This is a genomic window from Microcoleus sp. B6-A1 (genome assembly GCF_036705085.1).
Classification (GTDB): domain Bacteria; phylum Cyanobacteriota; class Cyanobacteriia; order Cyanobacteriales; family Microcoleaceae; genus Microcoleus.
On the sequence record NZ_JAUBTU010000040.1, the window covers coordinates 23,879 to 45,544 of the forward strand.

Here is a 21,666-nt window from a genome sequence, read left to right on the forward strand (position 1 = left end):
GGAAGAAAGCTATAGCGACTTCAGTCAGGATAAAAAGAAGGAAGAAGACAAATGCACTTCCCGGCAAGGGTTTCAGCAATGAATAACTTCCGGTGCAAAAGAGCAGGTTGCTATATATAATAAAAATTAAAATATAAAAATAAAAATAAAAATAAGATTGGTTAAGATCAATCCTTCGGACAGTTTTTGAGAGCCTACCGTAGAATAAGGGTTTCAAGGCTCCTAGGCAAGTTCGCTAGCAACGAAAAATCCAGGGTTTCAGCCTAGGAACTAAAAACAGTCCGCACTATGGTTAAGATTACAATTAAAAAATATTGTTATTGCTTGAGCGTCCCATGACCCCTAAAGTAGAAATTTACACTTGGAGAACCTGCCCGTTTTGCATTCGTGCCAAAGCACTGCTGAAACGAAAAGGGGTTGATTTTACAGAGTACGCGATCGACGGAGATGAAGCAGCACGGGCTCAAATGAGCGATCGAGCCAACGGAGGACGCACCCTGCCCCAGATATTCATTAATGACCAACACATAGGCGGCTGCGACGACATCCACAGACTCGATACTCAAGGCCTGCTCGATCCGCTGCTAGCAGCAAAATGAGGCATTCCCTGTCGAATTTTCCGTTAGCCCAAATTTTCCTGCGACCCATTCTTAATTTTAATTGACAATGAAATTTGCATTCATCATCGATCCCCTCGCGCGACTAATTCCAGGACACGATACCAGCGTAGCGCTGATGGAAGCCGCTCAAGAGTTGGGTCACGAAGTGTGGGCAACTCAAGCCAACGAACTAAGCGTCATCGGCGGCAAAACTTGGGCAATGCTGAGTCGGGTAGCCCTCACCCCAGTAAAAGTGGTAGAGGGACGCTGGGAGGCGGCTGAGGCTTGGTACCAGGTAGAACAGCCTACTTTGCAGCCTCTGGAAGCAATGGACGCAGTATTTATGCGGACCGACCCCCCAGTCAACATTCCTTACCTCTACGCTACTTACCTTCTAGATGGCATCGATCCGGCTAAAACTTTGGTAGTTAACAGTCCCAAAGGATTGCGGGCGGCGAATGAAAAGATGTATGCTTTGCAATTTGAGGGAGCGATTCCTGAGACAATTGTTTCTCAAAACAAGCAGGTAATTCGGCACTTTGTCGAGAAAAAAGGAGCAGCAGTTCTTAAACCCTTGGGTGGCAAAGCTGGCGAGGGGATTTTGTTTTTGGAAGCGGACGATCGCAATCTTAACTCCCTGGTCGAAATTAGCACTCAACAAGGGCAAATTCCCGTGATGGTTCAGACTTATCTGCCGGAAGCCAAAGAGGGAGACAAGCGGATTATATTGTTAAACGGCAAGCCGATCGGTGCTATCAACCGCATTCCCACCGGAAATGAATTTCGCGGCAACATGGCCGTCGGCGGCCGAGTCGCAAAAACAGAAATTACCGATCGCGAACTGCAAATTTGCTCTCAGTTAGAACCCGTGCTGAAACGGGACGGACTGTACTTTGTCGGCATTGATATTATTGGCGGCTATCTCACAGAAGTTAATGTCACCAGCCCTACAGGGATCAGAGAAATTGACTTGTTTGACGGCGTTAATTTGGGCAAACAAGTGATTGAATGGGTAGTTAGTCATTAGTCAGTAGTCATTAGTCATTAGTCATTAGTTATGAGTTATTAGTTATTAGTTATTAGTTATTGGTCGCAGCTAACAACTAACAACTAACAACTAACAACTACCAACAGCCAACTATCAACAGCCAACAGCGAACAGTCAACAGTCAACAGTCAACAGTTAACAATTATTAAATTATGTCAAAAATTGGCGTTGCAGTAGTCGGTACAGGTTTCGGTCAAAAAGTACACATTCCCGGATTCCAGGCCCATCACCGGACAGAGGTTGTAGCTGTTTACCACCGGAATTTAGACAAAGCAAAGGATCTCGCCTCTACGCACAATATCCCCTACGCTTGCGACTCGATCACCGATATAGTAGCCATCCCAGAAGTAGCGGGAGTCAGCATTTCCACACCGCCCTTTTTGCATTATGAAATGGCAAAAACCGTCTTGGAAGCAGGCAAGCATTTATTATTAGAAAAACCCACAGCCCTGACAGCCAATGAAGCCAGGGAACTTTACCGATTGGCAAACAACGAATCTCAAACCGATTTTAAAAATGGTGGTTCGAGAGCAATTGCCACAATGGACTTTGAGTTTCGCTTCATCCCCGCATGGCAAATGCTAGCAGAATTATTGGCAGCAGAATATGTGGGAGAAAAGCGTTTAATTAAGATTGATTGGCTGGTTTCGAGCCGCGCTGATGCGAGTCGCCCCTGGAATTGGTACGCGCAAAAAGAGCGAGGCGGCGGCGTTTTGGGCGCGACAGGTTCTCACGTTTTTGATTATATTAGCTGGCTGTTCGGCGCGCCCCAGAGGCTTTCTGGGCAATTGATTACAGGAATTTCGCGGCGGCCAGATCCGAATGATTCGGGAAAATTAAAATTAGTTGATGCAGATGATTCTTGCACGTTGATGTTGGAATTAGCTGGGGGAACGCCTTGCCAAGTTTGTTTGAGTTCTGTTACTTATCAAGGGCGGGGACACTGGGTGGAAATATACGGGAGTAAGGGTACGTTGGTGTTGGGAAGCGACAACCAGCAAGATTACGTCCACGGATTTCGCTTGTGGGGTTCCCAAGGTGGAGAACCTTTAGCTGAAATCAAAATTCCTCAAAGATTGGAGTTTCCTCAAGTTTATCCAGACGGGAGAATTGCACCCTTTATTCGAGTAGTAGATAGGTGGGTTGAAGCAATAGATGCCCGTAAATCCTTGATACCGTCCCTCAGAGAAGGGGTTTACTCGCAGTTGTTGATGGATTTGACCCAGGAGTCGAATGCTACGGGGACTTGGGTAGATTTACCGAGTATTGATAAATTTTTGGGCACTAAGTAAAAACTCCCAAAGCAATCTCTCGCACTCGATCGCACCCCAAACCCGATAAACTACAAATAGAGAAACTCAATTTAACCCTATATCCAGAGTCGGTAGTTGTGAATGGCGCGCCCTGAAAGTCCTTGCCTCAGTATAGCGATCGCTCGCCTGAGAACCGCTGGGGCAAACCATTTTGCCACTTGGGTTCTACAAGCTCCCTATCCCAGCGGGTACGTTCACCACGATTGTATGTGGCCCGATACCCTATCCCAATCTTGGAAAGCTTGGCAGGAAATGTTTTCGCCCTCCGGGACAATTCACGAATTGCCCCTAAATCCTGATGGCAGTTTGGTCTCGCCAGAAAACAACCAGAATATACTGGCAGAAACTGAACAACGAATACCGACGCCCTCTGTGCCGCTCCACCTCGGTCAACGGGGGTGGGGCGACAAAGGGGATCAGCATCCGCCTCGGCCACCGGCAAGCTACAGCAGCCGCCTGATGCAGCATTTGGGGATTAATCTTTGGCAGTGGCTGTTTGAAGGGCCGATTCAGGGTAGTCTGCAGGAAAGTAAAGGTATCGCGATCGGGCAAAATCTACCCCTGCGAGTGCGCGTAGACTTGCGCGAACCGTATTTAATTGCTTTACCTTGGGAAATTATGCAGCCTCAAGCTGGTCAACCAGCAATTTCTCTGTCGCAGCAATTGCTTTTTAGCCGCACTACCAGCAATGTTGAACCTTTGCCACCCCTGCATCCTGCGGAGTCGCTCAACATTTTGCTAGTTTTGGGACAAGCAGAACCAGGCGGCGGTGCTAATTCTCAATTTTCCAACAATAATAACGGTCATTTGCAGTTGGGAGAAGAAGCACTCGCCCTAGCTGGCATTCTGGAAAGTGCTTTTCAAACCGACGACAGTGGCAAATATTTTGACATCAGCGTTCCGACTCGCGTCGATACTCTGATCGAACCTACTCCGGCGGAACTCATTTCTCGGCTGGAAACGCAAGCTTACAACATTCTGTTTTACGCCGGCCACGGGATACCGGGCCCCGATGGCGGTTTGCTGTTTTTGGGGCCGGAAACGGCGATTAATGGCACTGAACTAGCTCAGGTATTAGTTCGGTGTCGCGTGACTCTGGCGGTGTTTAATGCCTGCTGGGGAGCTCAGCCGGCGGTGGAGAGGCTGCACTCAACTAACGGCCAGCAACAGGCGATCGCCCGCAGCAGTTTGGCTGAGGTACTGATCCATCACGGGGTGCCTGCGGTGTTGGGGATGCGGGACTCGATCGCCGATCGCGAGGCCCTGAGTTTTATCCAAAGTTTTGCCCAAGCTTTGGCCGGACGGATGTCGATCGATCGCGCCGTCGCCGTCGCCAGACAGCAGTTACTGACGCTCTACAAGTTCAATCAACCGGCTTGGACCCTGCCTGTGCTGTATATGCACCCTGAGTTTGACGGTCAGCTAACTGAGCCGGTAGATGACCTGAAAACTGAGTTGCCTTTAAATTCTTCTACTTGGCTGGGACGGTTGCCGTCTTGTGCTTATTTGCGGGGGCGCGATCGACCCAATGGCAAATCCACCGACTCGAGCAATCAGGTTTGGCCCATTCGCGCGGGTATGGTTCGAGTCGGACGCTGGGAAGAAAACGACGTAGTGATTCGAGAACAGTGGGTTTCTCAAAAACACGCCGAGATTTTCTGTCGCAACACGATCGGAGATAGCCGGGAAGAACCTAGCTACTTCTTGCGCGATTTTTCTCGCTACGGGACTCTAGTTTTGGGATCTGAGGGATGGCAGAGAGTTCACCACCAAGAATTGCTGCTACGCAGCGGGACTCAGCTAAAATTTGGCAGTTCTCAAGGTCAGATTTTTGAGTTCACTATTGAGGTTCCTAAAACTTCGGGCTACAGTGAGACTGATTGCGGAACGAATTAAGGTGCGGGTGTAGCTAATGAAGACAAGCGGCGAGTAGCACAGCAAAGTTCTAGGCGTTAAGTCTCCAGTCTGAATTTAAGAGAGTTACTCACCACTGATAGCTCGGCACTAGCTCTTGGCACAGTCCCCCCTCTGTCTTTTCCTTTTCCCACTTAGGTATTACATCATGGCTACCCAATCTACTGATTCTGAATATTTTCGAGATTCTCAAACTCAGGCCCAGATGGAACTTCTCGCCACAATTGTTCAGACTGATGTTGCTTACCCCTGGAATCCTGCACAGCTTGAATCGGAATCTTATTTAACTGCCCTAGAGCAGGAATTTGCGCTATCTGATTCATTCAGCGACAGCGATATTGCCCTGAAGTCGCAAGTTTTATTTTCGCAATTAGAACAAGTTTGGCTGACGACTGCTCTGCAAAAGTCTTTGCGCGAGAAATTTGCTCGCGTTCCTCAAGATTTTTTGGCCAGCATCGCTCAAAGCGTGCAAAACGCCACTGTTAAGTGTCAATCTTTAGCTGACCAAATGGTAGAGTGCGTCTTAGATATTTTGCCTCAGTGGGCTGAGGAAGATTTGCAGGTGTTGGCACGTCCTTTGGCTTATGCCATGCGAGATGTTGATTCGGAAGGGGGGGAATTAGTCATGGCTACTACAAGACCTTGGGCTCACTTGTCGGAAATAGAACAAGCCAGAGTTAGTTTGGCTGTCGCCCGCTATGCAATCTCGCAATTAGAAATTGCTGATTAGTTTTTTGATGGCTGGGTTTTTGGGCAGCTATGGCGGTAATTTTTTTAAATTAATATAAAATTAATCTACCTTTAGTTAGATGTCAAATTCGTCTAATTGTTAAATCCTAGGGATTGCTATAGTTTGATATAGCAATCCTATTGGATTTTTAGACAAGATAATTTTTTTTGAACTATAGCAAGCGCGCCCGACGGTTAGGACTGGGATGTGGCAGCATTTTCAATCAGCTTTTTATGGGCGGCGTCGCAGAAACGGCCCACAAGAAATATTTTTTATGGTGGAACAGGCCCGAAAGCCTGTTGCTGACATTGCTGAAATCCTTGCCGAAGATTGCTTTTGACCCCCTCGCATCCAGGATAAAAGCCCCCGGATTCATCCGTCCAGAAATAAAAAACCTGTATCCGATGAAACTTGCCCCCCGAATTGATCCGTGGGGTTAATGCTAAAATCTAAAATCTAAAATCTAAAATCTAAAATCGATTGACTTCTCTCCTCGGTAACTAAAGCCTTATTTCTTCTTGCTTCTGCTATATTTTGCCAGGTTTGGACTCGCTAAGCAGTTTGGCAACAGCAAGCAAGATGAATTATCATACAATGGTCAGAATGTTAAAAAATGTAAATATACTAATGGGGGTGTGTCGGAATTTTCAACTGAATTAAAAAGTGGACAGCAGGAAACCCTTACTGTTGCATGCACGATCGGGACTTTAAAATTATTTTATGACAACTTCAAGATTTGATTTTCAAGACTTGAAACGCCGCTTTGGGCGGATTTCGCGGGTGCCGATGGCAACGCTAGTCGTGTTGGGGGTGGTTGCTTTCGCAGGTGCGATCGCCGCAGCCTGGTTTGGCAGTGAAGGTACAGTCAGCGGTATTTTTGCCACAATCAACACTTGGCAGCAAAACCCGCCTGTGTGGCTGCAAGTGCCTGCTACGAGCAAGATGTATTTGTTAGTGCCGACTTTTGTGCTGGTTTCGGCCGCTTTAGCTGCAATTAAAATTTCGCCTCAACCGCAGAAATGGTCGCGCGCTGTAGTAGTTGCAATAGTTCTGGCTTTAACCATTCGCTACGTTTTATGGCGATCGCTCGCTACTCTAAATTTAACCGATCCCCTCAACGGTATCTTTAGTTTGGGGCTGTTTTTCCTAGAAATGCTACTGGTATTCAACACCAGTATTCAATTGTATTTAATGCTGAGAATGAAAGACCGGCGTCGAGAAGCCGATCGCATGGCAGTTGCAGTGGAAGCTGGAAACTTCACCCCGCCCGTAGATATTTTTATCCCAACTTACAACGAACCGGCTTTCATTTTACGGCGCAGTGTAATCGGCTGTCAAGCCTTAGATTATCCCAACAAAAAAGTATATTTGCTCGACGATACCAAGCGGCATGAAATCAAGTTGCTAGCAAAAGAACTGGGATGCGAGTATATAACCAGACCCGATAATATTCACGCCAAAGCTGGAAACATCAATCATGCCACAGCCCTAACAAATGGAGAACTAATTGTAGTTTTCGATGCAGATTTTATTCCCACTAAAAACTTTTTAACTCGCACAGTTGGATTTTTTCAAAATCCAGAAATCGCCCTCGTTCAAACACCGCAAAGCTTTTACAACCACGACCCCATCTCCCGGAATTTAGGTTTAGAAAATGTGCTCGCGCCGGAAGAAGAAATCTTTTATCGGCAAATTGAAATCATCAAAGACAGCGCCGACAGCGTGGTTTGTTGCGGTACATCTTTTGTAGTGAGGCGAAGTGCTTTAGAAGCAGCCGGAGGCTTGGTCACAGATTCAATCTGCGAAGATTATTTTACCGGAATTCGGCTGTCAGCAACCGGATATCGCTTAGTTTATTTAGATGAAAAATTGAGTGCTGGTTTGGCGGCTGAAAGTATAGAGGCTCATCTAAATCAACGGCTACGCTGGGCGCGAGGCACGCTTCAGGCATTTTTTATTGATTCCAATCCTTTAACAATTCGCGGTCTCAGATTCGTACAAAGGCTGTCTCATTTGGAAGGATTGTTGCACTGGTTTACCAGTTTAACCAAGGTTTTATATCTGTTGATACCTTTAGCTTATTCATTTTTTGGAATAATTCCTTTGCGGGCAAGTGCGCGGGAATTGCTGTACTTTTTCCTGCCTTACTATTTGGTGCAACTGACTGTGTTTTCTTGGCTGAACCGCCGATCGGGATCGGCTTTGCTTTCGGATATTTATTCGTTCGTCCAGTGTATTCCTTTAGCGGTGACGGTGGTGAGTTCCATGCTGAATCCGTTTGGGAAAGGGTTTCAGGTGACGCCAAAAGGAATGGCGAGCGATCGCTTTCGTTTTAACTGGAATTTGGGATGGCCTTTGATTGTCTTGTTCGCAGCTACAGCAGTCAGTTTGTGGCACAATTTAAACATTAATTTAGTTAAAAATTTTGGCACCGTACAGTCAATATCAGAAAGTGCAGATTTGTCAAAAGGCATGGGTTTGGGATGGATTTGGAGCGCGTACAACCTGCTGATGCTGGGGATTGCCTTGCTGATTTTGGTGGATATTCCTAAGCCGGACATTTACGAATGGTTCAATTTACGCAGGGTTGTACAACTGAATATTGGCGGTAAAAGTTTTTGGGGTATAACAACTGTAATTTCGGAAAGTGGCGCGGAAGTTGCTTTGACACAGTGGCCAAGTTTTGCGGTGAAAAATAAAGGCAGTAAAGAGAGTTTTACAGCAGCAGAGATTTTGCCAAAATATGCCGTTCCGACAACTTTATCCCAGGGTAAAATAAAAGCGCTCCCTCGCAGTGCGACAGTCAAAGCAAGTATATCTGTAGGGGCGTCTGTTGTTGAGTTGGGCACTGAGCGTCGTTTGGCCAAAGGTTTGATTGATTGCGATTCGGCGACTTTGGAAATTATGGAAGAGAACTGTTTTATTCCTGTGGCTAAGATTGAGTTGGTGAGCGATAAATCTCTGTTGGAGTCGAGTTTTCGGGATGGAAAAGAGTGCAGTTTTGTGGAATTTCCCACTGTGCGAATTGCGTTCGATCGCCTGAACATTAGCCAGCACCGCTGTTTGATCGAAATGCTGTACTGTCGCCCGGGCCAGTGGCAGCGACAGGAAACTCCCGGAGAATGGCGCTCGCTGTGGCTGTTGTTGAGAATTGCTTTGAAACCGAGGGCTGTTTTTGAGAGGAATAGGGCAGTTAGACCGATCGCAGTTTCGCAACTTTAGATCGAGTTTCCATCCCGCGCGGCTTGCACCAAACCTTTATCGCGCCAACAAACAATCCCATCAAGCTGCCCCCGCCAAAGAACAATGGTACATTTTATAGCAACCGCCAAGACGGTTAGGACGTTGTTAGGAATGAGAATTAAATAACTTAGAATTTTGATGGTTCTTGTGGGATGGGCGTCCCGCCCGTCCAGAAAGGGCGGGCGGGACGCCCAACTCACAAACTTGTGTAAATTATTTAATTCGCGATCCTTAATGGCTGACACGATTGATTTTATTGCTTCTTCCTTCTTCCTTCTGCTATACATAGACAAATGACCAGAACTTGTTTTTTAATTAATCGGCACAAACTCGTAACCGTAACTGGTGCGATTTCCGGGTTTAACAGTTACTAATTGAACTGCGCGATTACGATCGCCCGAAGGTAAAAACCGAATCGGGCCCGATGCTCCTTTTGCCGAAAAATCTGACGCCGATAAAGCTTGTTGAATGCCTGTACGAGTCGGATTGCGCCCTAAACCAACAATTAACGCGATCGCCGCATCGTAGGCTAAAGCTGTGCGCCAACTTACTTCAGCATTCCAAAGTTGTTTGGATGTTTGGGGAAAGTTTGACTGCGGATCTGCGAGAATGTGCCAAGGAACAGCCAGCACCATATCTGTTGCTCCTGCGCCACCGATTTGCAGTGTTTTAGCAGTATAAGCACCGTCTCCCGCTAGTAATGGCAGCCGTTTGGCGTTTACTTGCACTACTTGCAAAGCTTGGTCGATCGTGGCTGAATTGGATGCTAACATAATAACTTCTGCTCCTTGGGCGATCGCAATTTTAACGCTCTCGGCAGCATTAAAATTGCCCTTAGCAAAGTCAAATTCGCCTACTATTTGTCCTCCATCTCCGTAAATAGCAGTAGTGAATTCACTTTTTAAAGATTTGCTATAATTGCTAGCAGAATTGAAAAATACAGCAGCTTTTTGCTTTTGCAATTTTCCCAGCATATAGCGGGAAAGAGCATTAGCCGCAAACCTATCGCTCGGCACTGTGCGAAATATATTGTTACCCACTCCTGAAAGCTGCACCGACGTACTTGTCGGAGAAATTGCTACTAATTGTTTTTGCTGGTAAATCTTGCTGGCTGCTAAGGTTGTATCTGAACCAAAATGCCCGATTACTCCTAAAATTTCCGAGTTATTTGCTAAAGCAGTGGCAATTTGGGCAGCAATTGCTGGGTTGTTGTCATCGTTAGCAATTAGCACTTTTAAGGGAGTACCGCTAATGCCGCCGCTTTGGTTGATTTCATTTTGAGCTTGAGCTACCCCCCGCATAATTTCTAGAGCAGCATTGATATCGCCACCAATGGGAACTGCGGCGGCAATTGTGTAGGATTTTTGGTTGCCAATACGGGCGTTGTTGAGGTAAATTAAGGCTTCTGGATCGTTGCGATTAGCTTGCAGGGAAGTTTCCATGTTGGCAATAGCTGCGCTGTAGTTGCCAGATGCGATCGCCTGTACTGCTGCTTGTTTGGTTGTTGTGGCTTGCTCTGGAAGTAACAGTTTTTGGCCAGCACTCAGACGCTGCTCAATGGCCAGCTCTGATTGCGGGGAATTCCCCGTCGGAGGCTTGGGAATTGTCTGATTTGGGGGTGATGAACCTCCGAGATTGATGCCGCCTCGGCTTGTCAGCCACCAAATACCTGCACCGGCTAGCCCGATCGTAATTAGGAGGGATAAGATGAGAACAGCAGTTTCATTTTTTTGTGACATAATTTTACATTTTTAGATTTTTGAAATAACGAAGTCATTACTCATTGTCATTAGTTATTAGGAGCAAGTAAAAAACATTGATCGAGGAGAACAAGTGATTTTAACTTGGCGATCCCGAATTGATGTAGGGTGCGTCAGATAGAGTGATTGTATCTATCAATTGATGCTCTCGGAGCTGAGGCACCCTGCAAGCCTAAAATCCAGTAGTCACTACTCCCTTATTATATGCGATCGCCCGGACATGATATAATTCAGTAACATTGGCATAGTCAAAATAGCGATCGCACTGTTTAGTCTGAATGCTTTCAAGGTGGTTCCATCAGAAAAGTGCAGGAATTTTTATAAGTTACGGCTTCAAAGATTAGTGAACCCTACCCTGCAAGAGCGCCACTTCCTCCATTCCAAATTTAGTTAAGCAGGCAAGAAATGATAACTGGTGGATTAGATAAAACGCTGAGTGTTGGAACAGAATTATACAATCTGAGGTGAGTAAACCTGAGAACTACCTTGAAAAACACCTAGGGGGCTAACTCTTCAGTCCTGTATTTAGTTACAAATTTTTACGTTAAAGTTGGGTATATATCATAAACCTTTCAAAAAAAGCTTTTCTTAATTATATCTTTATTTTTCTCCGCGAGTGGGAGTGGGAGGGAGGCTGTAACAGCAAAGGGTTGGGTAAAATAATTAAAGTTTGTTGAAATTTATAAAAATAGCTGCAATACTTTGTAATGTAAAGAGGAAAGTTGAAAAATATCTAAAGACAAACTAATTGGATTGCGATGTCGCTAAGGTAGTATATATGACGGTTTGTCACAGAAAAAGAGTGTTAAGCTCCGCTAAGCTCAGCAAAAGTAAAAGCTCGCTATTTCATTAAGTTCGATCGATAACAAAGGCTAAGGTAAAGTTCATGGCAAACTCAGTTTTAAATCAGCCAAACGCAGCAGGAGTGCAGTGGCAGCCAAAAGATATTATCCGCGGTCTAGTGTGGAAAATTGCGATCGCAACCTGGCTGTTAATGGCAGTAGGCAGCGCCACGCGAGTGATGAATGCGGGGCTCGCTTGCCCCGACTGGCCGCTGTGCTACGGTCAATTAATACCTGCAGCGCAAATGAATTTGCAGGTATTTCTGGAATGGTTTCACCGGTTGGACGCAGCAGCGATTGGCTTGAGCGCGATCGCACTTTTAGGACTATCTTTGTTTTACCGCAGCCGCCTGCCAAAATGGCTGCCTTGGGCGAGCGCCGGAGCACTATTTTTAATCGTTTTTCAAGGCGTCTTGGGCGGCTTGACAGTAACACAACTGCTGAGATTTGACATCGTTACCGCTCACTTGGGAACAGCTTTACTATTTTTTGGCGCCCTCCTAGTCATCGGTTTCATGCTGACTCCCTACGAAGCTACAGGAAATGTCGGCAAATTAGCTTGGGTAAGTTCGATCGCAGCATTGTTAGTTTACCTGCAAAGTTTGCTAGGAGCATTAGTAGGCTCTAGATGGGCACTGCACCAATGTTTGGACTCCTCAGAATTGTGCTCGGTAATGAACAGCCACATCGCCGGTATCGTACCAGCTACAGCAGCGACTTTAGCCGTAGCAGTCATGGCTTGGCGGCAGCCTGCACTGAGTCCAAACTTGCGAAAACTGGCTAACTGGGCGAGTGTTTGCCTCCTTGCTCAATTAGTTCTGGGATTAGCAACTTTCCGGCTGCACCTTCAGGTAGAACCGCTGACAGTCGCCCACCAAGCAGTCGGTGCTGCTTTGCTGGGAACCCTGATAGCTTTTAGTGTTTTAGCTTGGCGCGATCGAGTTTTATCAGCTTGAGAGTAATATTATGTCCGGTAGCATCGTTATTATTATAATCCAAGGTCTTGTAGGGGCGGGTTCACCATGATTCTCGATAAAAGCCAACAGTTTCATAAACCCGCCCCGCCCATACAAGCACCAATCAACCGGACACTCTCTAAAACGCAGATTTATCTATTCCTTGAGTAAGAGAGGGCTGATTTATCTCTCGTCGGTGGGGGCGGGTTTATTAATCCTTTTAGCTACTGCAGATATCTCTCGTAAAACCCGCCCCTACGAACCAATGACAACTAACTGACAACTGAAAACTAACAACTAATAACCGATGCAAGAAGTTCTTACAAACAATAGCCCCCGCCTCCACGAAAACTTTTCGCAAGTGGTGAAAAGTTACTATCAACTAACAAAACCCAGAATTATTTTACTGCTGCTAATCACCACCTCAGCAGGAATGTGGATGGCCGCCAAAGGAGAAGTCGATCCGCTATTGCTGGTATCAACTATTACTGGAGGCGCTTTAGCTTCTGCGTCGGCGAATACGATTAATTGTGTCTACGACAGCGACATCGACTATATCATGGAGCGCACCCGGTGGCGGCCGATTCCTTCGGGGCGTGTCAAGAAGCGCGATGCTTTGATATTTGCGATCGCCCTAGCTACAATATCCTTTACATTGCTCACAGTTGTTGCCAACTTATTAGCCGCATTGCTAGCAATGTCAGGCATCCTTTTCTATGTCCTAATTTATACCCACTGGCTGAAGCGTCACAGCGTGCAAAACATCGTCATCGGCGGTGCAGCAGGGGCGATTCCCCCGCTAGTTGGATGGGCTGCGGTTACGGGAGATTTGAGTTGGGGTGCGTGGCTGCTGTTTGGGATTATATTCCTGTGGACACCGCCGCATTTTTGGGCATTAGCAATGATGATTCGCGATGAATACAAGGAAGTAGGCGTGCCCATGTTACCGGTAATTGAGGGCGACGAAGAGACAGCCCGCCAAATTTGGATTTACACGCTATTGATGATTCCTGCAACTTTCCTGCTAGTTTATCCCCTGCATTTAGCGGGCGCGGTGTATGCGGGAACAGCTATTTTCCTCGGTGCTATTTTTGCCCAAAAAGCTTGGTTGCTGTTGCAGACTCCAGAGGATAAGATTGTTGCGCGATCGCTCTTCAAATACTCTATTCTGTATCTGATGCTATTGTGCGCGGGAATAGTGGTTGACAGTTTACCTGCGACTCATAATTTTACTACTGCTGTTGTACAAAATGTGCAAACTTTGATTAGTGCAGTTGTGATGTAGTAATCAGTTAAATTGCCATGATTAAAATGAAGCCCGCATCTTGCGGGTTTTGTTTATGGTAAAATAGTGGTAGTCATTCTCCCATCTGCGTTAATCAGCGTGCATCTGCGGTTAAAAAAGAGCGAATACCTATCCTGTCAATAACTGAGGATATTGTGATGACGTTACACGAGTATGATGTTGTTGCCTTGATCGCAGAAATTCAGGCAATCCATAAAGCAACCTATCAGACCATTTTGCTCAGACCGGGACAAGTTGGCACTATTCTTATGAGCTTTGACGATCGCGCTTATCTAGTAGATTTTGCGGATGCTCAAGGTAATACCTATGCAATGGAAACCATTCCCTCAGAAAAACTTATGCAACTTGTTTATGAGCCACTTCCTGTTTACGCCTAACCTACAAATAATACCTTGCTTCTAGACGCTTGGCTTCTGCTGCTTGATGGATCAAATCAGTTTCAATTTCTGCGGTGTTGGCATGATAGTAGGTGAGTGCGGCGTAGACTTCGGCGAGGGTGAGATGTCCGATGCGATCGCAAATCTCTTCAGCAGTCAATCCTCGCTTGTACCAGGTTACAATCCGACGAAGGGTAACGCCTTTACCGACGATGTGAGGACATCCACCATGCAGTCCGGGAGTGCGTGTAATGAGCGTACCAATGTCAATAGATACTGCTGTGGTCATAAACTATCGAAGTTTGAATGGACTGATCTCTATTACAGCATAGCGATCGCAGAATTCGCGGTGTGAGTTTTGGGCGATAAATGAAGTAAGCTAGAGACAAAGGTTTTAAACAATTTTAACCAATGCCAGCATCCGTTGCTTATCTGTTTGACAGAATCACAGTGAACCCCAGACAATGTGGCGATCGTCCCTGCATCCGGGGAAAGCGGATTCGAGTCATCGATATCCTAGAGTTGCTAGCTGCGGGTGAGCAAATTTTTGAGTTTCTCGAAGAATTGCCAGACTTGGAAGTTGACGATATTAAAGCTGCGCTTCTGTATGCAGTCCGCAAGCTCGACCATCCCGTTTTAGCCGCATGACAATTTGGTTGAATGCTCATTTATCGCCAGCCATTGCTGTGTGAATTACTGCTACTTTTGGTTAAATACATTAGCGATCGGCGGTATTTTTCTATTCTATTGGGTATTATACCGCAACTGCGATACAATTATAAGTTAGGCATACAGCTAATATTCTTTCCAAACAATGAAGCGCTCCTGGTAGTTTCTGTAAGGAATTAGGGCTTAGGGAAGCTTCTCAAGTCTAATAAATCCAAATTTGACTTTCACAAAAAAAATGGTTAGCGATCTTGACAACTTACTTTCAGAGATAGCAGAACTTAGTGGAAAGGAGATGCAAAATAAAAGAAATGAGTATGCACGAAAAATAATTCAATTTCAAAATCTTTCTAATTCAAATTTTTCGTCGCAAATTTTATTTGCCTCTACCAATACTCCGCAACAAAAGCAGTTTGTTGCGGCGTGTTTACTCCGGCTTCTTTGTCGCAATGAAAATGCGATTTGGGACGATTTAGATTTTCGCAACAAAACCTTTAATATTTTTGACGAACAGCTTTCCGAAATTTACCCAAGTCTAAAAATAGGAGAGAGAACAGAAACTCATGAGAAGCTTTCTCACCTCAAAGATATTGAGAGAAAAATGCTTGAGGAATTCAATGTAATTGTATCAAATCTGACAAGCCTAAAGCTTGCAGTTGAGTATCGCAACAACATCATGAAAACATTGAAAAAGCCCATAAATAAATTTTTTCTATATAATTTCATCGATGCTCCTCTTCTCTCTGGTGAAAGGCTGGATGAGCTATTTGAGGCCCTAAAGTCTTATGAAGAAACATCTGGTGTGGCTCGCATGGAAGTATTTCAAGATGTAAACAATATTTTTTCTATGTATATACATGATGTTGACCAATGCCATTCAGAGTTTGCTTCCCTTTGCCTAAGAAGCGCATTCAAGAAAATCCATAGTTTAATTTGTGATGATTTTGGCAAGAGTGACATTATAAAACCAGCAAATGTGAAGTTGTTGCATCCTGACCGAAAATATCCTTTTTATAAGATAAATGAGCGAATTGAACTGAAACTCGTTTTAAAGAATGAAGGCTTGGGATATGCGTTTGATGTCGAAATTGAAGTTGTGGATGCAGATGGATTGACAACAGAATTTAATCAGACTGTTGCAACAGAAATGAAGATTGAGAGCATCAATATAATTTTGCCAGTTGTAGTTTCACGTACTAAAACTGCAAATCCAAGCTTACTAATTCACTATTCATGGCGCAATTATGATAATCGTGAGGGTTTTGAAGAAGAACTATTTGAATTTGAATCCCAAAAAGAAGATATTGATTGGGATGGGTTGAAATTTAGAAGACCTTATAGCTTGCAAGCCGTTGAGACAGAAGAAGAACTTGTTGGTCGAAAAGAACTGGTAGCAAATATATATGCCAACTTGATTTCAGATACTATTCAATCAGTTATGATATTTGGACAAAAAAGAGTTGGCAAGACATCCATAGCGAAAGCAATAGCTAATAAAATTCAGAAGGAAATAGATTTTGTTCCTATCTTTGTCAAAGTTGGCGATTTAGATAAAACCTCTCCCAGGAACTTTATCAAAACCCTCGGTGAGGCAATTGTAGAAGAGACGCAATATCATAATCAATTAAGTAAATCGGGAATTGATAAACCTGTTTTCGACGAAGTTTTATCTCCTCCACTTGCTACCTATTTTAAACGCATAAAAAGGCTTTTTTCTAAACTTAAATTCATTATTATTATTGATGAATTTGATGAAATACCTAGTGAGCTGTATCGTTATACAGACATTGGCAATACGTTTTTTCACAACATTAGGAGTTTAAGTCAAGAGGGAACTCAAATTGGCTTTATACTCATTGGCGGAGAAAATATGCAAATTATCCGTGAATCCACTGATAGATTAAATCTTTTTCACCCTGTTCAGGTTGATTACTTTGACAAGGAAAGATTCTTTGGAGACTTCAAAGAACTGATAAGGTATCCTGTCCAAGATATACTTGAGTTTAGTGATGGATCAATCGATGAGATATACAGACTAACTGAAGGGAATCCATTTTTCACAAAATTTGTCTGTGATAAATTATTCAAGCAAGCTTGTGACAAAAAGGATTCATATATTTCAATTGATGAAGCTAAAGAGGCAATAGCTAGTTCCATAGAATCACTTGATACGATAAATGTTAATCACTTTTGGATTGATGGCATTTGGGAAGAGCAATGTGAAAGAAGAGATCAAACCCAAACTCAAAGAAGAAAGTTTTTAATAGCATATGCGGAGATCAAGCGTTGTAGCGGAAGAGTTAGACGGCAAGAAATTCTTAAGTCTCGGATTCTAACTGATGTTGCAACTGAGGCTATGATTGAGAACTTTATTAACAGAGGTATTCTTTTAGATGATGAAGGAGATTTTCGCTTAAAACCTGAGCTATTCGATGAATGGCTTGTTCAAAGAGGTAGTCAATTACTTACTAGCAGTTTATCGGATGCTAATGCTCTTGAAGAGTTAAAGAGTAAAGAAGATAAGGCATTTGTAACAGACAGAGAAATTATTGGTTTAACTAAGAATTGGGATTTATATCGAAGCACAGAAATCACGCCTTCTCATGTACGCGCTTGGCTAGATCAATTTTCGGATAATCTAGAGCGTCGTCTCATGTTTAAATTACTGGAGAATGTCACATTTTACAGTGAAATTAAAATTCGAGAAAAACTCAGAATTATTCACAAATTCACAAAAAAAGATATAACTTTCTCTATTAAGGAGGATCAAAGACGTAGCCGTGAAGTCTTGTTGAGTAGTTTTGACAATCCCGCAAAAAGTAGTTCTTCATATGCACGTATGTATGCCGCTGAAAATAAGGTTATTAGTAGTCATGTGGCTTCATTAGAAGATATTCCTAAAAGCTTAGATCAAGACCATGAGAAAAGAATTTCTGCAATAGTGTTTATTGATGACATAATAGCATCAGGTGGATCTATCATTGATGGCATTGAGAAGCTAAATCTAATATGTGGGAAGACCATAGAGGGAAGGAACATTAAAGTTGTTATAGCCACTATCTGTGGTCTTGAATCAGGAAGAGAAGCTATAGAAAGAACGGTGGAATCAAAAATACCCTTTAAAGTTGAAATATATATATGTGATACTCTTGATGACTCTAATCGTTGCTTTACTGATAACTCATTAGTTTTCGATGATGAGGGAGAAAGGCGGAGAGCAAAAGAAATCGCACATAAATATGGTGTAAAGCTACAGAAAAAAGGTCCTCTTGGCTTTGATGGAGGGCAATTGCTAGTTGTATTTAAGGATACCTGTCCTAATAACTCACTTCCGATATTGTGGTGCCATGTTGAATCTTCATGGACACCATTGTTTAGAAGACATTAAAATCTTGATTTGAGTAGACATCAATTGAGTTTATATGCCTAACACTGCGTTGGTGCGGACGGTTCGGTGGGTGTTCGAGATTATCTGCCGCCGCACAACTTTACCGTTAGACTGCTAAATCTGAGTTGGGTAGTGGCTTGAATGTATCTACAGCACTTTCCAGGTAAGTGAAGTACAGAGAAACCGGGTTTCTTGAATAAAACCGATTTCTGGCGAGAAATCCAGAAGAAACCGGGTTTCTGGGGTGTACTTCATCAACCTGGAATCCGCTGTATCAAATTCCAACTAACAGGTGAATGCCATGCAAGCCAAACTTCAAGAACAACTTTCTCCTGCTGATGCTGCAGTCATTTTGAGACGCTTGCCAGAACCAATTCAAGTGGCTCCGATCGCGCGTGCTGCCGAAATTGAATATCCGATCGCCATTTCGATCGCCATTTCGATCGCCAATTTTCTCGACACAGAAGCATTAGGTTTCGTAAATTGCAAACCAGGACGCGGGCAGTAAAATCGAGAAGTCCCAGGCGATGAAGTTCGAGATAAGGTGAAAGCCCGATCGCTAAAATGATGAATAGATTTTGCTGCCAAGATAACCATGACCACCATCACCCTCAACCTCTCTCCCGAACTCGAACACCAGATCCGCACTGAAGCATCTCGACAGGGCGTTGAACCCGATCGCTACATTCTCAACACCCTGCAAGAACGCCTCCAGCCTAGACTTCCAACCACCCAACCTACAGAAGCCGACTTGCTGCAACAAATTAACATCGGCTTTAGTGCACAAACCTGGGAAGAATACCATGCCCTCATCGCCAAGCGTCATGCCGAAACCCTGACTCCCGAAGAACACAAGCAACTGATCCAAATGAGCGATCGCCTTGAACAACTCAATGTTGCCCGCATTCAAGCCTTAATTCAACTCGCAACCTTCCGCAACCAACCTCTGACGGAGCTCATGCAAACCCTCGGCATCCATCCTCATCCCGATATCGTTGATTATGCCTGAATCCCGCCTCACACAGCAGCAACGAAAATTCATTAAACAACGCGCCAATGGTTGCTGCGAGTATTGTCTCAGTCAAGCTAAATTCTCTCCAGACCCCTTCTCCATTGAACACATTATCCCTCGCTCCAAAGGTGGCACCAGTGATTTGGATAATCTGGCGATCGCAGCTCATGGGTGCAACAACTTCAAATACAGTCAATCGATTTTAGATTTTAGATTTTAGATTTTAGATTTTAGATTGACCCCACGAATAAATGCGGGGGCAATAAGTGATTTTCGATTTTCGATTTGGGATTGATTCCACGGATAAATCACGTGGCGGGTACCACCTTTGAAATTCTTGGTCATAGTGAGGAGATCGACCCCATTACAGGTAGCTCTGTGCCACTTTATCATCCTCGACAGGATAACTGAAGCGAACACTTTACTTGGAGCCGCGATTCGACTCAAATGTTGGGTTTAACACCGACTGGACGCGCTACCATCGATCGGCTGCAACTCAACCGAGAAGGAGTAGTCAATCTTCGAGGAGTCCTGCATTCTATCGCTCTACATCCACCTCACAATGATTCGTAATTGAATATCCGATCGCAGCGGCGATCGAAATTGCGATCGCCCTAATCTCGACACACGTTACACCAACGCCCCTAACGCTTTCAATGTCGATTTCTGAGCATTCCTCAATCCCGTTGCCCCTTGAATATTCATACCTTCAAACAGCCGATCGCCCATCAACGTCCTAATACAGCCACCAGTTGCTACATCCCACACTTTAATGGTGCGAATGATAAATTAGGTCTTTTGGGCAATGATATAAACATGATTTTCAGGATACTGGTCATATTCGAGATGGCGGCAGGTGCAATGATGCTCAACCAGAATTTGCAGGAAAGTATCTACACCCAAAGTGCTGTAATCAAAGTCTTGACCTTGAAATGCTCCCGAAACCTCGCTGCTTGTATGTCCGCCGCCACAAGTGAACAGGAGCACTCCATTGGGTTCAAGCGCATCGCATAGCTTTTGTATCACAGGCGCTTGCTTGTTGATTGGCAGATGAAACGTGCTATCCCACGCTGCAATCAGGCTGTAAAGTTTCGGCGGCAGCCAATCACAAATGTCTTCCCGGTAAAACGTGATTTCTGGATGTAGCCGCTGGGCTAAATCGATCATTTCCCTAGAAATATCAAGTCCTTCAGGCTGAAATCCATGCTTGGATAAACTGTTAATAAAACGTCCGCTGCTTCCACACCCGACATCAAGTGCTGCGTGCTGCTTAGAAGTAAATTTGATCGCCCGTTCTAATTGGGCAATCCCGTAGGTTGAATCTTGATGCTGAGTTTGCCACCATTGGGCAATTCGGTCGTAGCGGGCCGATGTATCATTTGGCTCCATAGAGTGACCTCATAAGTGTCGCGAATTAAATAATTTACACAAGTTTGTAGGGAGTAGGGGTTGGGCACTCTTAGCCCGCCCTTTCTGGACGGGCGGGACGCCCATCCCACAAGAAGCATCAAAATTATAAGTTATTTAATTCTCATTCCTAAGTGTCGATCGAGATTTTCAGGACAATTAAAATCTTTCTCCACGGTACACCCAGACTACACGATCACCCCTAACCCTCTCAAGGTCGCTTTTTGAGCGTTTGTTAATCCCGCCCGGCCTTGAATATTCATTACATCTTGAACACTACCAAACTTTTTAATGTTTCAATTTCGGGCTGTCAGTGGGAAAGTGGCGATTTCAGTTGCCGATTCTGGGAGAGGGGGGCGTAGACAAAGATAAGTTAGCGGCCCTAACAGCGGAACTAGAGACACTGCCCAAAAAATGCGATCGTCCGAGAGTCCACGGCGTGCCATGTCGTCTCCCAAAAGTGAGGGAAATATTACAGCCATCAAGCAACAATCCCAAGTTATTAAATGTACAAAAGGAATTGACTGCCACTGCTTGACATAATCTCCCCAATCTCCATTTAACCAAGCCCAAGCTAACAGCCAGATAGTAGTTAATAAAAGTACAATCCCTGTCCAGCGGGAGTCTGATATTTTGATCAACATATCTTTGCGACCGGAAAATTGTGGCTGGGGCTGGCGGAGGAGTAAGTAGGGAATTAAGCCGATGATACCGGCGCCGTTGGAAGCGATGAAAGCAGGCCCAGCGGATATATTTTGGGTTTTCTCATCAATGAATAGGAAGCAAGCGTAGACCATCGGCCACACTCCCATGAGAGCGAATATGGTAACAAGGTAGGGGTTGATTCCTTCTAGCTGGAATTTGAGCATTTTTTCCATAACTGTTAGCGTTCCGGGCTGATCGAGAGGAGCTAGCAGCAAGGTGTAGGCAATAAATGTTGCCCACAGCAACCCCAGAAACAGTTTTGTTTTCATCATATATAACGAGTAGTGGAAGCCGACTAAAGTAAATTATGGTAAAGTAGCCGCCGAGTTAGCGCCGTCTATCTTAGGTAATAAGCAGTTCGATTGGAACAGCGGCGGGAAACCCCGTTTTAGTTCGGGGA

Annotated in this window: 22 protein-coding genes; 16 read left to right on the forward strand and 6 right to left on the reverse strand. The window is 44.6% G+C overall.

Annotated features, from left to right (window positions below; translation table 11 throughout):
- Positions 1 to 335 precede the first annotated feature (335 nt).
- The 7 genes from grxC (at position 336) to QUB11_RS16540 (ending at position 8,826) form a co-directional block, all read left to right on the forward strand.
- Positions 336 to 599, forward strand: a complete 264-nt coding sequence (gene grxC, locus QUB11_RS16510; protein WP_333141250.1) for a glutaredoxin 3 — start codon at positions 336 to 338, stop codon at positions 597 to 599.
- 67 nt (positions 600 to 666) lie between these two features.
- Entirely contained in the window at positions 667 to 1,626 is a 960-nt protein-coding gene (gshB, locus tag QUB11_RS16515; protein ID WP_333204673.1) for a glutathione synthase, read from the forward strand.
- Between the two features lie 173 nt (positions 1,627 to 1,799).
- The gene (locus tag QUB11_RS16520) at positions 1,800 to 2,939 is read left to right on the forward strand and encodes a Gfo/Idh/MocA family oxidoreductase (RefSeq protein WP_333204675.1); all 1,140 of its coding nucleotides are present in this window, start codon (positions 1,800 to 1,802) and stop codon (positions 2,937 to 2,939) included.
- Positions 2,940 to 3,041: 102 nt separating this feature from the next.
- A complete protein-coding gene (locus tag QUB11_RS16525; RefSeq protein WP_333204677.1) occupies positions 3,042 to 4,856 on the forward strand; it encodes a CHAT domain-containing protein in 1,815 nt (604 codons plus the stop codon).
- A gap of 166 nt (positions 4,857 to 5,022) precedes the next feature.
- Positions 5,023 to 5,604, forward strand: coding sequence for a hypothetical protein (locus QUB11_RS16530; RefSeq protein ID WP_333056703.1), 582 nt, complete (start codon positions 5,023 to 5,025; stop codon positions 5,602 to 5,604).
- Positions 5,605 to 5,771: 167 nt separating this feature from the next.
- Entirely contained in the window at positions 5,772 to 6,044 is a 273-nt protein-coding gene (locus QUB11_RS16535) for a hypothetical protein (RefSeq protein WP_333204679.1), read from the forward strand.
- Positions 6,045 to 6,324: 280 nt separating this feature from the next.
- Positions 6,325 to 8,826, forward strand: coding sequence for a glycosyltransferase family 2 protein (locus tag QUB11_RS16540; RefSeq protein WP_333204681.1), 2,502 nt, complete (start codon positions 6,325 to 6,327; stop codon positions 8,824 to 8,826).
- On the opposite strand, the gene QUB11_RS16545 is transcribed toward QUB11_RS16540, so the two are convergent.
- Positions 8,823 to 9,092, reverse strand: a complete 270-nt coding sequence (locus QUB11_RS16545; protein ID WP_333204682.1) for a hypothetical protein — start codon at positions 9,090 to 9,092, stop codon at positions 8,823 to 8,825. The genes QUB11_RS16540 and QUB11_RS16545 overlap by 4 nt on opposite strands.
- A 66-nt stretch (positions 9,093 to 9,158) precedes the next feature.
- The gene (locus QUB11_RS16550; RefSeq protein ID WP_333204684.1) at positions 9,159 to 10,586 is read right to left on the reverse strand and encodes an ABC transporter substrate-binding protein; all 1,428 of its coding nucleotides are present in this window, start codon (positions 10,584 to 10,586) and stop codon (positions 9,159 to 9,161) included.
- 907 nt (positions 10,587 to 11,493) lie between these two features.
- Between QUB11_RS16550 and QUB11_RS16555 the strand changes: the two genes are divergently transcribed.
- The 3 genes from QUB11_RS16555 (at position 11,494) to QUB11_RS16565 (ending at position 14,088) form a co-directional block, all read left to right on the forward strand.
- Positions 11,494 to 12,405, forward strand: coding sequence for a heme A synthase (locus QUB11_RS16555; protein WP_333204686.1), 912 nt, complete (start codon positions 11,494 to 11,496; stop codon positions 12,403 to 12,405).
- Positions 12,406 to 12,712: 307 nt separating this feature from the next.
- Positions 12,713 to 13,690, forward strand: a complete 978-nt coding sequence (locus QUB11_RS16560; protein ID WP_333204688.1) for a heme o synthase — start codon at positions 12,713 to 12,715, stop codon at positions 13,688 to 13,690.
- Between the two features lie 158 nt (positions 13,691 to 13,848).
- Complete coding sequence (locus QUB11_RS16565) at positions 13,849 to 14,088, forward strand: DUF4926 domain-containing protein (protein ID WP_333204690.1); 240 nt, start codon at positions 13,849 to 13,851, stop codon at positions 14,086 to 14,088.
- Position 14,089: 1 nt separating this feature from the next.
- On the opposite strand, the gene QUB11_RS16570 is transcribed toward QUB11_RS16565, so the two are convergent.
- Positions 14,090 to 14,377, reverse strand: a complete 288-nt coding sequence (locus tag QUB11_RS16570) for a DUF433 domain-containing protein (protein WP_333204692.1) — start codon at positions 14,375 to 14,377, stop codon at positions 14,090 to 14,092.
- Between the two features lie 122 nt (positions 14,378 to 14,499).
- Here QUB11_RS16570 and QUB11_RS16575 point away from each other — a divergent pair, with 122 nt between their 5' ends.
- The 6 genes from QUB11_RS16575 (at position 14,500) to QUB11_RS16600 (ending at position 19,727) form a co-directional block, all read left to right on the forward strand.
- Positions 14,500 to 14,736, forward strand: a complete 237-nt coding sequence (locus QUB11_RS16575) for a DUF433 domain-containing protein (protein WP_333204694.1) — start codon at positions 14,500 to 14,502, stop codon at positions 14,734 to 14,736.
- Positions 14,737 to 14,992: 256 nt separating this feature from the next.
- Complete coding sequence (locus QUB11_RS16580; RefSeq protein WP_333204696.1) at positions 14,993 to 18,142, forward strand: phosphoribosyltransferase-like protein; 3,150 nt, start codon at positions 14,993 to 14,995, stop codon at positions 18,140 to 18,142.
- A 301-nt stretch (positions 18,143 to 18,443) separates the two neighbouring features.
- Complete coding sequence (locus QUB11_RS16585) at positions 18,444 to 18,650, forward strand: hypothetical protein (RefSeq protein WP_333204698.1); 207 nt, start codon at positions 18,444 to 18,446, stop codon at positions 18,648 to 18,650.
- Positions 18,651 to 18,737: 87 nt separating this feature from the next.
- Positions 18,738 to 19,151, forward strand: coding sequence for a hypothetical protein (locus QUB11_RS16590; RefSeq protein WP_333204700.1), 414 nt, complete (start codon positions 18,738 to 18,740; stop codon positions 19,149 to 19,151).
- Positions 19,144 to 19,374: an HNH endonuclease signature motif containing protein gene (locus QUB11_RS16595; protein WP_333204702.1), complete on the forward strand. Its 231-nt coding sequence runs from the start codon at positions 19,144 to 19,146 to the stop codon at positions 19,372 to 19,374. Before QUB11_RS16590 ends, QUB11_RS16595 begins: the two co-directional genes overlap by 8 nt.
- Positions 19,375 to 19,601: 227 nt before the next feature.
- Entirely contained in the window at positions 19,602 to 19,727 is a 126-nt protein-coding gene (locus tag QUB11_RS16600; RefSeq protein WP_333391198.1) for a hypothetical protein, read from the forward strand.
- Between the two features lie 57 nt (positions 19,728 to 19,784).
- On the opposite strand, the gene QUB11_RS16605 is transcribed toward QUB11_RS16600, so the two are convergent.
- From QUB11_RS16605 to QUB11_RS16615, 3 genes are all read right to left on the reverse strand, one after another.
- Positions 19,785 to 19,922 (reverse strand): hypothetical protein, encoded by a 138-nt coding sequence (locus QUB11_RS16605; protein WP_333204704.1) that lies wholly within the window; start codon positions 19,920 to 19,922, stop codon positions 19,785 to 19,787.
- A 21-nt stretch (positions 19,923 to 19,943) separates the two neighbouring features.
- On the reverse strand, positions 19,944 to 20,543 hold the full coding sequence (locus QUB11_RS16610) for a class I SAM-dependent methyltransferase (protein WP_333204705.1): 600 nt from the start codon (positions 20,541 to 20,543) through the stop codon (positions 19,944 to 19,946).
- A 314-nt stretch (positions 20,544 to 20,857) separates the two neighbouring features.
- Positions 20,858 to 21,538, reverse strand: a complete 681-nt coding sequence (locus tag QUB11_RS16615; protein ID WP_333204707.1) for a DUF2834 domain-containing protein — start codon at positions 21,536 to 21,538, stop codon at positions 20,858 to 20,860.
- Positions 21,539 to 21,666: the final 128 nt, after the last annotated feature.